This is a genomic window from Streptomyces sp. NBC_01003, assembly GCF_045162695.1.
Taxonomy (GTDB): Bacteria; Actinomycetota; Actinomycetes; order Streptomycetales; family Streptomycetaceae; genus Streptomyces.
Genome location: NZ_CP108707.1, coordinates 9,227,163 through 9,241,741, shown reverse-complemented (window position 1 = coordinate 9,241,741; position 14,579 = coordinate 9,227,163). Strand labels below are relative to the sequence as shown.

Sequence of the window (14,579 nt, the reverse complement as noted above, 5' to 3'; positions counted from 1 at the left end):
GGGGCCGGACGCCAGTAAGTGGTGTTCATTCGACCCAGAGGTCTGCATGAACCGCGTTCCCGATACGCCCCCTCGCCGATCCGGGATCAACTGCTCGACGCCGCCCATGCGTTGGGGGCGGAGTCCGGCTGGGCCAAGCTCCGGACGACGCACACGTCGCCACTGCCGCGGGAGTGACCCGGGCGTTCGTGCACGAGCACTTCCGGTCGTTGGACGCGGTGGGCCAGTCACTCGTGCCGAGGGAGGCGGACCGGTTCCTTCTCGGCATCGTGGCCGAGCTGCGCAAGCACCCGGACGACCTGGGACGGGGCACCGCCGAGGGGATCGGCTTCGCGCCGAGCCTCGCGGCGGACAACCCGCTGCTCACGTCCGTCCTCACCAGCAACGTGGGCGAGGACCGCATCCTTGTCGCCCGCATCGCGACGCGCTCGGAGCAGATCTTCGACAGTGCCTGCACCCTGATCGCCGACTACGTAGGGAAGGCCTCGCCGACGATCCCCGACGAGCGTCGGCGTCTCATGGTCGACGCCGTCGTCCGCATGGCCATCAGCCACATCGTCGCGCTCGCGCTGCCTCCGGAACAGACGGCGCGGGACATCGCCGACATCGCGGTTCACGTGGCGGGCACGCGCGCGGGGGCTCCAACTCCGCCCGAGGTGCGGCCAGTTCTGCGACGAGCCGGACAACGGCTCGTCCGTCATCGGTCCACGGGACAGATCGAGCGCCGACTGGGTGCGCACGCCGTGTCCGTAGAGCACGAGCGGCTCCGGGGCGTCCGGGTCGATGCGGGCGGCCGGGGCGTCAGAGATGTCCTCGGCCCGGTCCAACGGCGCCTGCCTGACCCTTCGTCCATAGCCGGGGAGTGCCGCGGCGGTGGCCCGGATCCGGGGCGCAGCCATTCGCTCATGCCGCGGCTCCCGTGTTCGCGGCCTGCGAGGCCATCGCCGAGAGCTCCTCGTGGGCGCGCCGCAGCACCCTGCTGAACGTATCCGGCTCGATGAGCGGCAGCAGGTGCGGGCCGGGGACGTGCACCAGGCGGACCGGGGTGCCGTTGGCTTGCACCCGATGCAGGAACTGGCGCTCCTGGAGCCGGAAGAGCGGGTCGTCGAGTCCGTTCGCCAGCACCAGCGGTACGTCGGTGAGCCCCGCCATGGCCGGCGTGTCCCAGCGCGACACCTCCGCGATGGCCTCGCCGAACACGTGGCGGGACAGGCCGCCCTCCATGACGCCCCGGAAACTGTCGTCGGGCAGTTTCGCGCGCAGGACACGCCTGTTGAGCCGAAACGCGCGCTCCTCCCCCATAAGCCTCTGCAACAGTGCGGCCGTCCGGTGCGGGACCGCCAGAAGCCCGTCGGTCCTGATCGTGCCGGCATGCGCGAAGAGCCCCGCCGCACCGTCCGAACCGTGGGCGCCGTAGGCGAGGGTGGAGACTGCGCCGAGCGAGGTGCCCGCGACGACAGGCCTGCGGCCGGTCGCCCTGGTCGCCTCTGCGACGGCCGCCTCGATCTGCCCGACCACGCCCTCAAGCGTGAACGGCCGCTCCCCCAAGGCTCCGTGGCCCGGCAGGTCGCAGGCCGTGATGCGGAAGTCGGGAGCGAGGCGCGCGGCGACGGCGCTCCACATGTGGGAGGACAGGCGGATTCCGTGTCGGTCACGCTCCAGATGCTCGCCGGCCAGGGCTACGCGAAGCTGACCATCGGCGGCGTGGCCGTCAGCGCCGGCGTCGGCAAGGCGACGATCTACCGTTCCTGGGCCAACAAACCGGCCCTCGTCCTCGAAGCGCTGCGTGAGCGTCTCCCCGAGGTGCCGACGGAGAACCTCGGCGACAGCAGGGCCGAGATGCTCGCCTCCGTCACCATGCTGGCCCAACTCTTCGGGTCGCACGAGGTGCGCGAGGCGCTGCCCGGCCTGATCGCCGACACGTCACAGAACCCCGAGCTGGGAAGCGATCTGCGGGACAAACTCGTCGACGAACGCAAGACCTTCTCGCGACAGGTCCTGCACCGGGCGATCGAGCGGGGGGACCTGCCCACCGACACCGATGTGTCCATGGTCCTGGACTCCTGGGCGGGCCTGATGCTGTTCCGCCGCCTCTTCTACGACCAGGTCCTCGACGACCAGGACGTGCAGCGGCTCGTCGACACCACCCTGGCCTCACCCCACCGACTCCCGGAACCGCCCGCGACCGCCTGACGGCGGGACGAAAACCGGCACCCCTTCCGCGACCGACGGGTGCTACCGCACGGCCGTCCTCTCGACGGCGCAGGCATGGCGCGCGAGGGGCCGCTGCCGACCCTCCCCCGTGAGCCGCCGCTCGGAACTCGCTGATCTGCGCCGCGAGTTGGCCGGCATCCCGCAGTGACGGCGATTCCTCCCCCGCCGCGCCGGGCGGGCCGGATGGGCCGGCAGTTGGAGCACCCATTGGCCGTCGCCCTGCCCAATACGCCTCTCCGCCTGGCACCGTCCCACGCGACAGTCCCCGCGATTCCGCGTCATGCGGACTGGGCCCCGCCCCGGCCTGAGCTGCCCAGCAGCACCGACTCTCACGGAGCGTAGTCGTCCGCCGCGCGACTTCGGCGCCGCCGTTCTACGTTGGTCGAGCAAGAGCCGTACAAGACAAAGGAGTCGTAATGGCTGACAAGGGCGGCATGGACAAGGTCAAGGGCAAGGCCAAGGAGATGACCGGCAAGGCCACCGGTGATCGCCGCAAGGAGGCTTCGGGCCGCGCCGACCAGGCGAAGGGCGAGGCCAAGAAGACGATGGGCGAAGCCCGCGACCGCGCCCGCGGAGTCCAGGACTCCCTGCACCGCGACGGCTCCTGACCAGAGCCTCGAAGGAGCCCCCGTGCGTGTTGCACGGGGGCTCCTCCCCTGCTGTCACACGGTGCGGGCCAGCCGGAACCCGAGGTCGTCGATCGCGAACGTCGGGTGGCTGCGGCGCCGCACCGAGGCCCCGCAGCCGCGCTCCGACTCGGCCCAGCCACCGCCGCGGAAGATGCGGTAAGAGCCGTAGACCTCCTCGTCGTACAGGTCCCAGCACCACTCCCAGACGTTGCCCAGCATGTCGTGCAGCCCCCACGCGTTGGGGGCCTTGCCGCCGACATCGCGGACGCCGCCGCCGGAGTTGTCCGCGTACCAGGCGATGTCGTCGATCGCCCCGTACCGGTAGCCCTCCGTGCCCGCCTTGCAGGCGTACTGCCACTCGGCCTCCGTCGGCAGCCGGTAGCCGTCGGCGTTCCAGTCGCAGGTCACCTCACCGCTGCCCGCGTCGCGGGTGTAGGCAGGTGTCAGCCCGGAGCGCGCCGAGATGGCGTTGCAGATGTCGATCGTGTCGAGCCAGCTGACGTTCGTCACCGGCGAAGCATCGCTCGTGGCGGGAGCCGGGTCCGCTCCGGTGACGGAGCGAAGGAGATCCGCCGTCACGGGATGGCGGCCGAGCAGGAAGGGGGCGATGTCCGCCGTCCAGCGCGTGCCCCGCCGGTCGTCCCGTAGGTCGACGGTGCCACCGGGGATGCGCACCATCCCGTGGGAGACGGCGTCCAATGCGGCGTCGGTCGCGGAGTGCACCTCGTGAAGCCTCTCTGTGGAGATCATCCGTAGAAGTTACGCTGCCAGCGATGCCCGGCCAGCACGGCGAGTTGGTCCGCGGTCAGCGGCCGTCCGTCGCTCAGGGCAGTGTTGCGCTCGACGTTGCGTACGGTGCGCATGCCGGGGATGACGGTGGAGACTGCGGGCGAACTCAGCACGAAGCGCAGCGCGTTCTCGGCGATCTCGTCGGGCGCGATGCCCAGGTCGGCGACGATGGCGGCGACCTTCCGCTCGACCTGCGCCGGCCGGTCGTCGCGGAAGTAGCGCGCCCGGAAGTCGCCCTCGGGGAACGTCGCACCGGCAGTGATCCGCCCCGTGAGCCCTCCCTCGTCCAGCGCCACGCGGACGATGACCCCGATGCCGTGTTCTTCGCAGGCGGGCAGCAGCGCGTCGGCGGGTGCCTGGTCGAAAATGTTGTAGATGACCTGCACGGTGTCGACGGCGCCGCTGCGCACGAGGGCGAGGGCGTTGTCCGGCTGGTGATCGTTGATCGAGACGCCGAACAGGCGGATCTTTCCCTCCTTCTTCAGCTCCTCGACCGTCTGCAGCCAGTCGCCCCGGCCCACCCACTCGTCGCTCCAGACGTGGAACTGCACCACGTCGAAGTGGTCAAGGCCGCTGACCCGCAGGCTGGTCTCGACGCTCTCGCGTATGTGGGCGCCGGGGAACGCCTCGGCGGCGTCGATGCCGTCGGGCGCGGGCCAGATCCTGTTCATCGGCGGGACCTTGGTCGCCACCAGTACCTCGTCGCCGGTCCGCTCGCGCACGACCCGGCCCACGATCCGCTCGCTCTCGCCGTAGCCACGGGCGGTGTCGATGAAGTTCACCCCGAGGTCGACGGCACGGTGCAGGGCGCGTACGGACTCGTCCTCGGTGGCGCCCACCCACCCGGACGCGCCGATGCCCCAGGCGCCGTAGCCGATCTCGGACACGGACATTCCGCTGCGGCCCAGCTCGCGGTAGCGCACTCTCAACCTCCACGTCGTGTTTCTTCCCCGGGGCCACCTTGAAGTCGGAGCGCCCCGAAGCCTTCCGACGATCCATACCCTCTTCAGAGGTCGCTCGTCCCCCGATATGGACACATTGCCTAAGCAGGAAAGGTCACCGGTAGACTCGTTGGCTGATTCCTCCGGTGCCGGGGGCGTCGCCAGCCAAGGAAAGAGGGAAGTCTCGACGTGTGGGCCGCACAGCACGAAGCTCCGATCTACAGTCGGCTCATCCAGGAACGAGGCGACATCCCCGCCCAGGTCCGTGCCGTAGCCGAACAGACCCTGCGGGATCTGGAACGGGTGATGCCGGCGCCGCTGCCGCGCGCCATGCCGACGCAGCAGACGCAGGCGCCGGCGCTCAACAGCGGCGGGCAGGGCTCGCTCTGACGCATAACGGGAGCCGGCGGCACGGGAAAGTCTCCCGAGCCGCCGGCTTCCGTCTTGTTCCGTTCCCGATCAGCCTTGTTCCGTTCCCGATCAGCTCTTCGCGGCCAAGTCCTTGAGCGCGATGTTGAGTTCGAGGACGTTCACGCGGGGCTCGCCCATGAAGCCGGCGACCCGCCCGTCGGTGTGGGCCTCCACGAGCTGCTGCACCTGGTTCACCGGAAGGTGGTTCCGCTCCGCGACGCGGTGGATCTGGATCTTCGCGTACTGGGGGGAGATGTCCGGGTCGAGGCCGGAGCCGGAGGACGTGACGGCGTCGGCGGGGAGGTCGGCCTTGTCGACCTTGTAGGTGGCCGTCGTGTTGTCCTTGACGACGGCCTGCTGGGCGGCCCGCACCTGGGCGATGAGGTCCTTGTTGTCGCCGGACAGGTTGGTGGCACCGGACAGGATCAGCTTGTACTGGGTGTTGACGCTGTTGGTGCCCAGACCGTTGGAGGGGCGCGGCTGGAACCACTTGAGGTCGGGTTCCGCGGTCTCCTGGCCCTTCTTCAGCGGCAGGTCGTAACGCTGGCCGATGAGGGACGAGCCGACGACCTTGCCGTCCGCCTTGATCTCCGAGCCATTGGCCTTGCCGTGGAACAGGGCCTGCGCGACACCCGTGACGGCGAGCGGGTAGATGACGCCGCAGACCACCGTCAGCACGAGGAGGGCACGCAGGCCGGCCCCCAGCAACCGGGCAGTGTTCTTAACCGAGTTGTTCATAGCCGATCAGCCGATCCCGGGGATGAGGGAGATGAGAAGGTCGATGATCTTGATGCCGATGAACGGGGCGATCAGCCCGCCCAGGCCGTAGATCCCGAGGTTGCGTCGCAGCAACTTGTCCGCACTCACCGGCCGGTACTGCACGCCGCGCAGGGCGAGCGGCACCAGCGCGATGATGACGAGCGCGTTGAAGATGACCGCGGACAAGATCGCCGAGTCCGGCGAGGACAGCTGCATGATGTTGAGCTTGTCCAGGCCCGGGTAGACCGCCGCGAACAGCGCCGGGATGATCGCGAAGTACTTCGCGACGTCGTTGGCGATGGAGAACGTCGTCAACGCGCCCCGGGTGATCAGGAGTTGCTTGCCGATCTCGACGATCTCGATGAGCTTGGTCGGGTTGGAGTCGAGGTCGACCATGTTGCCGGCCTCCTTGGCGGCCGACGTGCCCGTGTTCATCGCCACGCCGACATCGGCCTGCGCGAGCGCCGGGGCGTCGTTGGTGCCGTCACCGGTCATCGCGACCAGCTTGCCACCCGCCTGCTCCCGCTTGATGAGCGCCATCTTGTCCTCGGGAGTGGCCTCCGCGAGGAAGTCGTCGACGCCCGCCTCCTCGGCGATCGCCTTGGCCGTCAGCGGGTTGTCGCCGGTGATCATGACGGTCTTGATGCCCATACGCCGCAGCTCGTCGAACCGCTCGCGCATGCCCTCCTTGACGACGTCCTTCAGGTGGATCACACCGAGGACGCGCGCGCCGTCGGCGTCGTCCACGGCCACGAGCAGCGGTGTGCCACCCGCTTCGGAGATCCGGTTGGCCAGCGTGTCGGCGTCATCCGAGACGGTGCCGCCCTGTTCCTGAACCCAGGTGATGACCGAACCGGCCGCACCCTTGCGGATCTTGCGGCCTTCGACATCGACACCCGACATCCGGGTCTGGGCGGTGAAGGCGACCCATTCCGCGCCGGCCAGCTCGCCCTGGTGGCGCTCGCGCAGCCCGTACTTCTCCTTGGCGAGGACCACGATGGAGCGGCCCTCGGGGGTCTCGTCGGCCAGCGAGGACAGCTGGGCGGCGTCGGCGAGTTCGGCCGCGGTGACGCCCTTGACGGGCGCGAACTCGGCGGCCTGCCGGTTGCCGAGCGTGATCGTGCCCGTCTTGTCGAGCAGCAGGGTCGAAACGTCGCCCGCGGCCTCGACCGCCCGGCCGGACATGGCGAGGACGTTGCGCTGGACGAGGCGGTCCATGCCCGCGATGCCGATCGCGGAGAGCAGTGCGCCGATCGTCGTCGGAATGAGGCAGACGAGCAGGGCCACCAGCACGACCATGCTGAGGTGCTGGCCCGCGTAGTCCGCGAACGGCGGCAGGGTCACCACGGCGAGCAGGAACACGATGGTGAGGGACGCCAGGAGGATGTTGAGGGCGATCTCGTTGGGGGTCTTCTGGCGGGCCGCGCCCTCGACCAGGGCGATCATCCGGTCGATGAACGTCTCACCGGGCTTCGTCGTGATCTTGATGACGATGCGGTCGGAGAGAACCTTCGTGCCGCCGGTGACCGCACTGCGGTCACCGCCCGACTCCCGGATGACGGGGGCCGATTCACCGGTGATCGCCGACTCGTCGACGCTCGCGACACCCTCGACGACGTCACCGTCGCCGGGGATGATGTCGCCCGCCTCGCACACCACGAGGTCGCCGATGCGCAGTTCGGTGCCCGGCACGTGCTCTTCCGTGGAGCCGGTCAGGCGCCGGGCGATGGTGTCGGTCTTGGCCTTGCGCAGGGTGTCCGCCTGCGCCTTGCCGCGGCCCTCGGCCACCGCCTCCGCCAGGTTCGCGAAGACCACGGTGAGCCACAGCCACGCGCTGATCGTCCAGCCGAACCAGTCGGACGGGTCCTTGAAGGAGAACACGGTCGTCAGGACCGAACCGACGAGCACCACGAACATCACGGGCGACTTGACCATGACGCGCGGGTCGAGCTTGCGGCAGGCGTCCGGCAGCGACTTCAGGAGCTGCTTCGGGTCGAACAGGCCTCCGCCGACCCGGCCTTCCTGTGCGTGCCCGGAGGGCACGTCGCTGTGCGGCGCCCGGGTCGGAGTGGCTTGGGACATCGCGTCCTCGTCGTTTTCTGTACGGGTCTTGGCTATGCCTGTGGTCATGACGCCAGGCCTTCCGCGAGCGGGCCGAGGGCCAGGGCGGGGAAGTAGGTCAGGCCGGTGATGATGAGGACCGCGCCGACGAGGAGTCCGGTGAACAGCGGCTTCTCCGTGCGCAGCGTGCCGGCCGTGGCGGGGACGGGCTTCTGTTCGGCGAGCGAGCCCGCCAGCGCAAGGACGAACACCATCGGCAGGAACCGGCCCAGCAGCATCGCGAGCCCGATCGTGGTGTTGAACCACTGCGTGTCCGCGCTCAGACCGGCGAACGCCGAACCGTTGTTGTTGGCCCCCGACGTATACGCGTAAAGAATCTCGGAGAAACCGTGCGCGCCACTGTTGAGCATCGAGTCACGCGGCGTGGGCAACGCCATCGCCACCGCCGTGAAGATCAGGACCAGAGCCGGAGTGATGAGGATGTAGCAGGCCGCGAACTTGATCTCACGGGTACCGATCTTCTTGCCCAGATACTCCGGCGTACGGCCCACCATCAGGCCCGCGATGAACACCGCGATGACCGCCATGATCAGCATGCCGTAGAGCCCGGAGCCGGTACCACCCGGGGCGATCTCGCCCAGCTGCATGCCCAGCAGGTTCAGGCCCCCGCCCAGGCCCGTATTGGAGGAGTGGAAGGAATCCACCGCGCCGGTCGAGGTGAGCGTCGTGGAGATCGAGAAGATCGCCGAGGCGCCGATCCCGAACCGGGTCTCCTTGCCCTCCATCGCGCCACCGGCCATTTCGAACGCCGGACCGTGGTGCGCGAACTCGGTCCACCACATCAGGCAGACGAAGCCGACCCAGATGGTGGCCATCGTGGCGAGGATCGCGTAGCCCTGCTTGAGCGACCCGACCATGCGGCCGAAGGTGCGCGTCAGGGCGAACGGAATGACCAGGATCAGGAAGATCTCGAACAGGTTCGTGAAACCGTTGGGGTTCTCGAAGGGATGGGCACTGTTGGCGTTGAAGTAACCGCCGCCGTTCGTGCCCAGCTCCTTGATCGCCTCCTGCGAAGCGACCGCGCCACCGTTCCACTGCTGCGAGCCGCCCATGAACTGGCCGACCTCGTGGATCCCGGCAAAGTTCTGGATCGCGCCACACGCCACCAAAACGATCGCGCCGACCACCGAGAGCGGGATCAGAATGCGCACGACACCGCGCACCAGGTCCGACCAGAAGTTACCCAGCTCACCGGTACGGGAGCGGGCGAAACCCCGCACCAGAGCGACCGCCACCGCGATACCGACGGCCGCGGAGACAAAGTTCTGCACCGCGAGCCCGGCCGTCTGGACCACGTGACCCATGGCCTGCTCGCCGTAGTACGACTGCCAGTTGGTGTTCGACACGAACGACGCCGCCGTGTTGAACGCCTGGTCCGGGTCGATCGCCGAGAAGCCGAGCGAACCCGGCAGACTGCCCTGCAGACGCTGCAACAGATACAGGAACAACACGCTCACCGCGGAGAAGGCCAGCACACCGCGCAAATACGCCGGCCAGCGCATCTCCGTATTCGGATTGGCACCGATCCCCTTGTAGACCCACCTCTCGACCCGCAGATGCTTGTCGGAGGAATAGACCCGGGCCATGTAGTCACCCAGGGGACGGTAGGCCAGGCCGAGCGCCACTATCAGTGCGAGGAGCTGGAGCACACCAGCGAGTACGGGGCTCATATCGGTGCTCAGAACCTCTCCGGGTAGATGAGGGCGAGGACCAGATAGCCAAGGAGTGCGACGGCCACGATCAGGCCGACGATGTTTTCGGCAGTCACAGCTTCGTCACCCCCTTGGCGATGAGAGCCACCAGCGCGAAAACCGCGATCGTGGTGACGACGAAGGCCACGTCGGCCATCGTGAGCTCCTGAATGAGGTTCGGAATTGAACGGACGCTTAGAGGAAACCCCCGTTCAGGACCGGAATCGCCTGCCCTTGACGCCTCTCATACGGCGGGGTGCGCGGCCTTGACGCATCCCATACGCGCCTTCGCGCCAAGGTGACGTGGACCACCCCGGCGCGCCGGCGTTCCCGCAGTTCAGAAGCCCTTGGACTACCTCGTCGAGCGGTCCCTGGGCTTGCCCGTATCGCGAACGTCCCGCTACTTCCGTGCGGGCTGCTCCTCGGCGGCAGCCCCGGCCGAAACCCCGCCACCGCGGCGGTCGCTTTTGGTCTAGACCTTGACAGGTTCAGACCAGGTTCGCTTGAGTGACCGACACCCCCCATGGCGGCGCCGGGACCCCCAACTCGCGTCGCACCGAAGGAGCGTTGGCATGATCAAACGCGTCACGAGTCTTGTCGCCACCCTGGCCGCGGTCAGTGCCGTGGTCGTCATCGGCCCGGCCACCACGGCATCGGCGGCCGAGTGCGCCGCGCCCTGGAACTCCTCGTCCGTCTACACCGGCGGCGGATCGGCCTCGTACAACGGGCACAACTGGAACGCCAAGTGGTGGACCCAGAACGAGACCCCCGGCACCTCCGACGTCTGGGCGGACCAGGGCGCCTGCGGCGGTGGCGAGACGAACCCCGGCGACCCCGATCCGTCCGGCTTCGTCGTCAGCGAGGCCCAGTTCAACCAGATGTTCCCGAACAGGAATCCGTTCTACACGTACAGCGGACTGACCGCCGCGCTCAGCGCCTACCCCGGCTTCGCGAACACCGGCAGCGACACGGTCAAGCGCCAGGAGGCCGCGGCGTTCCTGGCCAACGTCAGCCATGAGACCGGCGGTCTGGTGTACATCGTCGAGCAGAACACCGCCAACTATCCGCACTACTGCGACACCAGCCAGTCCTACGGCTGCCCGGCGGGCACCGCCGCGTACTACGGCCGCGGCCCGATCCAGCTCAGCTGGAACTTCAACTACAAGGCCGCGGGCGACGCGCTCGGCATCGACCTCCTCCACAACCCGTACCTGGTGGAGCAGGACGCGGCCGTGGCCTGGAAGACGGGCCTTTGGTACTGGAACACGCAGAACGGCCCCGGCACCATGACGCCGCACAACGCCATGGTGAACGGCGCCGGCTTCGGCGAGACGATCCGCTCCATCAACGGCAGCCTGGAGTGCAACGGCGGCAACCCCGGCCAGGTCCAGAGCCGCATCGACCGGTACAAGGCGTTCGTCCAGATCCTGGGCACCACACCGGGCGACAACCTGAGCTGCTGACGCGCCACCGCGTATGACGTGACCCGCCGCGGGGCGGGCCTGGAATCCACCGGGTCCGCCCCGCGGAGTCGTTACGGGGCAGCCGGGCGACAGGTGAACGCACCAAGTGACCGGACTGGCAAGGAAGTTGGGCCAGCCGGGTTCGCCGCCGAGCAGCTTGTCGACGTTCACCCGGGACCACTGGCTCCTGGGCCACCTTCCTGCCGGGCGCGGTGCTCCCGAGCCGGCTCTCGAACACCTCGGAGTCCGGGACGGCGGTGATCTCCAACCCGCCCACCCCGCCGCCCCCGTCCATGGGGCGCAGCGCACCGCCGCCGCGACGGCCATCGGCCAGAAATGTACAATTTGATGTGATTCGCAAATGTGTGTCCCGTCTGCGAGGTGACGCCATGCAGTGGTGCGTGTCGAGGAGGCATCGCAAGGCCGCGCTGATCCCGGTGAGCGCTGCTGTCGCGTGCGTGACAGCTCTCGCGGGAGTTCCGGCGTTCGCGGACGACGGGGGCGACGCGTCGAAGCTGAGCGCGCAGCAGCTCGCGGACGACGCGAAGAAGGAACTGCTGGACGCGAAGTCCCTCCATGTGCTCCTGAGGAACACCTCCACGGGACCCGCCGACGCCCAGTCCCCCGCGGTCCTCGATCTCGTCCTGGACCAGGACGGCAACTGCGCCGGATCCCTGAAGATGGGCACGGGCGGCGCCTATGGCGGCACCGTCGAACTCGTCAAACGCGGCGACGAGTTGTGGATGAAGCCCGACACCACGTTCTGGAAGTCCCAGGTCGAGGGCGGCGCGGGGGAGCTCGCGGCCCAGCTCTTGAAAGGGCGCTATGTACGCGGCAATGCGAACGACGGCCTGCTCAAGAGCCTGGGCGACACATGCGACTTGAACGCGTTCCAGGCCCAGGTGAACGGCGGCCCTTCCAGTGCGCCCCCCGAGAAGCTGACGAAGGGCAAGCAGACCAAGGTGAACGGCACGGACGTCGTGCCGGTGCGTGGCAGGAACGACGGCAGCGACGTCGTCCTGTTCATCACCGCGAAGGACCCGCACCGGCTCGTGCGCGCCACCCAGAAGGACGGCGCCCTGAACACGACGATGACGCTCACGGACTACAACCGGCCGGTGCCGACCGCGACTCCGTCGAAGGACGACTCGGTCGACGTGTCCAGGCTCCAGAACCTCTCCCCGAAGGCGACGCCTCCGCAGGCCGCGGCGCCGGATCGGGGTGTGTGGTGAACTGCCCGACCTGCTGGGCGAGTTGAGCGCACGCCCCTGGTGCAGGCCGTCAGTTACCGGCTCCGCCGAATCGGGCGTGGTCGGCCAGGACTTCGTCGATCACGCGGTGATTGGACGCGGCGCTTTCCGGGTCGGTGCCGAGCGACTGGGACATGACCAGCAGGGACTTCCACAGGGCCCAGCCGCGCGCTCGCGCCCATGTGCCGGCGTCCTGGGCGACCGTGCGGCGGAAGGCCTCGCGGCTGTCCCCGGAGAACGTGTACCAGGCGATCACCAGATCGCAGGCGGGGTCGCCGACGCCCGACGTGCCGAAGTCGATCACGGCCGTGAGTTTGCCGTCGGCGACGAGCAGGTTGCCCGTGGCGATGTCTCCGTGGAACCACACCGGCGTCCCCTGCCACCGCGCCGCGAGCGCGGCCTCCCACACGGCGGCCGCCCGGCATGTGTCGACATGGCCCTCGAGCGCCGCGAGGCAGCGCCGGGTCTCGTCGTCGTAATGGGTGAGCGACGCGCCCCGGTACCAGCTGTGTTTTCCGGCCGACGGTCCCCCGCCGCCGTCGCAGCGTTGCAGCGCGAGGACGAACTCGGCCACCGAGACCGCGAACTGCGCCATGTCGTCGATGGGGCCGCGGGCCGCCGTCTCTCCGTCCAGCCAGCCGCGTACGGACCACGGGAAGGGGTATCCCTCGCCGGGCTCGCCCTTGGCCAGGACGGGCGGGACGGCTACGGGCAGTGACGGCGCGAGCCGTGGCAGCCACTCGTTCTCCTTGGCGACCGCGGGAACGTAGCCGGCGCCGGTGGGCAGGCGGGCCGTCATCGTGTCACCCAGGCGGTACGTCCTGTTGTCCCAGCCGTCGACCTCCACCGGTGTCACGGGGAGGCCGCTCCACTGGGGGAACTGCGCGGCGATCAGACGTTCCACGAGTGCAGCGGTGATTCCGGCACGGCCGTCGGAAGGACTCGGAGTCGAAGCCATTCAGGGATCATCACGCCGGACGACGTACGGGGCAACGGAATATCCGTGGCCGCGGACCCTGTCGCGACTACGGCTTGCGGCGCGGCTTCCCGCGCTTGGCGCCGCCCTTGGGACCGCCCCTTGCGGCGCCCTTCGGCCCGGGTTTGGCGCCGCCCTTGGCACCGCCGCTCCGCGGGTTCTTACCGGCGGCCTGCTTCTGTCGCGCCGTCCCGCTCTTGTCGGTACGCGCGGCCTTGGGCTGCGGCGGGGTCGCCGTACGGCCGCGTGAGCTGTTGACCGTCCGCCCGCGGACGATGCCGATGAACTCCTCCACCAGGTCGGTGGTCTCGTCCTCCGGCCACGACAGCGCGACCTGGGACTCGGGGGCGTCGGTCACCGGTCGGTAGGTGAGGTCCTTGCGGTGGTGCAGGCGGGCGAGCGACTGCGGGACCATCAGCACACCGATCCCGGCGGCCACCAGCTCTACGGCATCCGCCGTCGTCTCCGGGCGCTCGAACGCGGGCTCACCGGGAAGCTGCTCCCAGGCGAGGGTGTCGTCGAGGGGGTGCAGCACGGTCTCGTCGTCCAGATCCTCCAGGGACACCTCGTCGACCGCGGCCACGACATGGTCCTTGGGGATCACCACGACGGTCGTCTCGACGTAGAGAGGGATCGCGCTGAGCACGGTCCGGTCCACCGGCAGCCGCACGAGGCCGGCGTCCGCCCCACGGTCCCGCAATACGTCGGATGCCTCGTCGGCGGGCGTCGCGACGAGGGTCAGCGGAACACCGGGCAGCCGCTCGTTCCAGATCCGCACCCACTTGGTGGGCGTCACTCCCGGGACATACGCGAGCCGGAACGAAGGGGATACTTCCGAGCCTGTCACTCCGCCAGGTTACCGGTCGTGGTCGGAGGTATCGCACACAGTCGATACCCTTGACACCATGACGTCGCACCAGACCACCCAGACCATGAAGCCCGCGACCGCGGCCAAGAAGCTGGGTGTGTACCTCGAGGCCACCCCCGCCGAGTTCCAGGAGGGTGTCGTCTCGCGCAGCGAGCTCAACGCGCTGCAGGCCGATCCGCCCGCGTGGCTCCAGGAGCTGCGGCTCAACGGCCCGCACCCCCGGCCCGTCGTCGCGTCCAAGCTCGGCATCTCCATCTCGGGTCTCGCCCGTGGCGGGATCACCGAGGCGCTCACCACGGAGCAGATCGAGGCGCTGAAGACCGAGAGCCCCGAGTGGCTCCAGCAGGAGCGTGCCACCCAGGCCGCGGTCCGCAAGGAAGCCGTCCGTATCAAGGAGCGGAACGCCCAGCGCGCCGAGCAGTCCGGCGACCAGCGTTCCTGACCGCCCCACCTGACCGCCCCGCGCG

General features: G+C 69.0%; 16 protein-coding genes. 7 read left to right on the top strand and 9 right to left on the bottom strand.

Annotated elements, in window-relative coordinates; all coding sequences use genetic code 11:
• Positions 1-173: 173 nt before the first annotated feature.
• Positions 174-983 (top strand): hypothetical protein, encoded by an 810-nt coding sequence (locus OG698_RS42455; RefSeq protein ID WP_406109500.1) that lies wholly within the window; start codon positions 174-176, stop codon positions 981-983.
• Here OG698_RS42455 and OG698_RS42450 read toward each other — a convergent pair.
• Complete coding sequence (locus tag OG698_RS42450) at positions 904-1,623, bottom strand: alpha/beta fold hydrolase (protein ID WP_406109499.1); 720 nt, start codon at positions 1,621-1,623, stop codon at positions 904-906. The genes OG698_RS42455 and OG698_RS42450 overlap by 80 nt on opposite strands.
• Positions 1,624-1,644: 21 nt before the next feature.
• Between OG698_RS42450 and OG698_RS42445 the strand changes: the two genes are divergently transcribed.
• Positions 1,645-2,193, top strand: a complete 549-nt coding sequence (locus OG698_RS42445) for a TetR/AcrR family transcriptional regulator (RefSeq protein ID WP_406109498.1) — start codon at positions 1,645-1,647, stop codon at positions 2,191-2,193.
• A 437-nt stretch (positions 2,194-2,630) separates the two neighbouring features.
• The gene (locus tag OG698_RS42440; RefSeq protein ID WP_399980039.1) at positions 2,631-2,822 is read left to right on the top strand and encodes a CsbD family protein; all 192 of its coding nucleotides are present in this window, start codon (positions 2,631-2,633) and stop codon (positions 2,820-2,822) included.
• Between the two features lie 54 nt (positions 2,823-2,876).
• On the opposite strand, the gene OG698_RS42435 is transcribed toward OG698_RS42440, so the two are convergent.
• Together OG698_RS42435 and OG698_RS42430 are read right to left on the bottom strand one after the other, a co-directional pair.
• Positions 2,877-3,521 (bottom strand): formylglycine-generating enzyme family protein, encoded by a 645-nt coding sequence (locus OG698_RS42435; RefSeq protein WP_406111591.1) that lies wholly within the window; start codon positions 3,519-3,521, stop codon positions 2,877-2,879.
• A gap of 68 nt (positions 3,522-3,589) precedes the next feature.
• Positions 3,590-4,555: an aldo/keto reductase gene (locus OG698_RS42430; protein ID WP_406109497.1), complete on the bottom strand. Its 966-nt coding sequence runs from the start codon at positions 4,553-4,555 to the stop codon at positions 3,590-3,592.
• Between the two features lie 207 nt (positions 4,556-4,762).
• Here OG698_RS42430 and OG698_RS42425 point away from each other — a divergent pair, with 207 nt between their 5' ends.
• On the top strand, positions 4,763-4,963 hold the full coding sequence (locus OG698_RS42425; RefSeq protein ID WP_326777580.1) for a hypothetical protein: 201 nt from the start codon (positions 4,763-4,765) through the stop codon (positions 4,961-4,963).
• 90 nt (positions 4,964-5,053) lie between these two features.
• Here the strand turns inward: OG698_RS42425 and OG698_RS42420 are convergent, their stop codons facing one another.
• The 4 genes from OG698_RS42420 to kdpF are packed head-to-tail and all read right to left on the bottom strand — an operon-like array spanning position 5,054 to position 9,632.
• Positions 5,054-5,722, bottom strand: coding sequence for a potassium-transporting ATPase subunit C (locus tag OG698_RS42420; protein WP_406109496.1), 669 nt, complete (start codon positions 5,720-5,722; stop codon positions 5,054-5,056).
• A gap of 6 nt (positions 5,723-5,728) precedes the next feature.
• The gene (kdpB, locus tag OG698_RS42415; protein ID WP_406109495.1) at positions 5,729-7,873 is read right to left on the bottom strand and encodes a potassium-transporting ATPase subunit KdpB; all 2,145 of its coding nucleotides are present in this window, start codon (positions 7,871-7,873) and stop codon (positions 5,729-5,731) included.
• Positions 7,870-9,534 carry a potassium-transporting ATPase subunit KdpA gene (gene kdpA, locus OG698_RS42410; protein ID WP_406109494.1) on the bottom strand — a complete coding sequence of 555 codons (1,665 nt, stop codon included), beginning with the start codon at positions 9,532-9,534 and terminating at the stop codon, positions 7,870-7,872. The genes kdpB and kdpA overlap by 4 nt, the downstream gene beginning before the upstream one ends.
• Positions 9,535-9,542: 8 nt before the next feature.
• Positions 9,543-9,632 (bottom strand): K(+)-transporting ATPase subunit F, encoded by a 90-nt coding sequence (gene kdpF, locus OG698_RS42405; protein WP_018536030.1) that lies wholly within the window; start codon positions 9,630-9,632, stop codon positions 9,543-9,545.
• Positions 9,633-10,127: 495 nt separating this feature from the next.
• Here kdpF and OG698_RS42400 point away from each other — a divergent pair, with 495 nt between their 5' ends.
• Positions 10,128-11,018, top strand: a complete 891-nt coding sequence (locus tag OG698_RS42400) for a glycoside hydrolase family 19 protein (RefSeq protein WP_399973203.1) — start codon at positions 10,128-10,130, stop codon at positions 11,016-11,018.
• Positions 11,019-11,419: 401 nt separating this feature from the next.
• Positions 11,420-12,250, top strand: coding sequence for a hypothetical protein (locus OG698_RS42395; RefSeq protein WP_406109493.1), 831 nt, complete (start codon positions 11,420-11,422; stop codon positions 12,248-12,250).
• A gap of 49 nt (positions 12,251-12,299) precedes the next feature.
• Here OG698_RS42395 and OG698_RS42390 read toward each other — a convergent pair whose 3' ends face one another.
• Entirely contained in the window at positions 12,300-13,226 is a 927-nt protein-coding gene (locus tag OG698_RS42390; protein ID WP_406109492.1) for an aminoglycoside phosphotransferase family protein, read from the bottom strand.
• A gap of 67 nt (positions 13,227-13,293) precedes the next feature.
• Positions 13,294-14,091, bottom strand: a complete 798-nt coding sequence (locus OG698_RS42385; RefSeq protein ID WP_406109491.1) for a LysR family substrate-binding domain-containing protein — start codon at positions 14,089-14,091, stop codon at positions 13,294-13,296.
• A gap of 58 nt (positions 14,092-14,149) precedes the next feature.
• On the opposite strand from OG698_RS42385, the gene OG698_RS42380 reads away from it, so the two are divergent.
• Complete coding sequence (locus OG698_RS42380) at positions 14,150-14,554, top strand: DUF5997 family protein (RefSeq protein WP_399973192.1); 405 nt, start codon at positions 14,150-14,152, stop codon at positions 14,552-14,554.
• Positions 14,555-14,579: the final 25 nt, after the last annotated feature.

Coding starts and splice junctions, on each gene's coding strand:
- OG698_RS42450 (WP_406109499.1), bottom strand. CDS start 1,623: ATGTGGAGCGCCGTCGCCGCGCGCCTCGCTCCCGACTTCCGCATCACG.
- OG698_RS42440 (WP_399980039.1), top strand. CDS start 2,631: ATGGCTGACAAGGGCGGCATGGACAAGGTCAAGGGCAAGGCCAAGGAG.
- OG698_RS42435 (WP_406111591.1), bottom strand. CDS start 3,521: ATGGTGCGCATCCCCGGTGGCACCGTCGACCTACGGGACGACCGGCGG.
- OG698_RS42420 (WP_406109496.1), bottom strand. CDS start 5,722: ATGAACAACTCGGTTAAGAACACTGCCCGGTTGCTGGGGGCCGGCCTG.
- kdpB (WP_406109495.1), bottom strand. CDS start 7,873: ATGACCACAGGCATAGCCAAGACCCGTACAGAAAACGACGAGGACGCG.
- kdpA (WP_406109494.1), bottom strand. CDS start 9,534: ATGAGCCCCGTACTCGCTGGTGTGCTCCAGCTCCTCGCACTGATAGTG.
- OG698_RS42400 (WP_399973203.1), top strand. CDS start 10,128: ATGATCAAACGCGTCACGAGTCTTGTCGCCACCCTGGCCGCGGTCAGT.
- OG698_RS42390 (WP_406109492.1), bottom strand. CDS start 13,226: ATGGCTTCGACTCCGAGTCCTTCCGACGGCCGTGCCGGAATCACCGCT.
- OG698_RS42380 (WP_399973192.1), top strand. CDS start 14,150: ATGACGTCGCACCAGACCACCCAGACCATGAAGCCCGCGACCGCGGCC.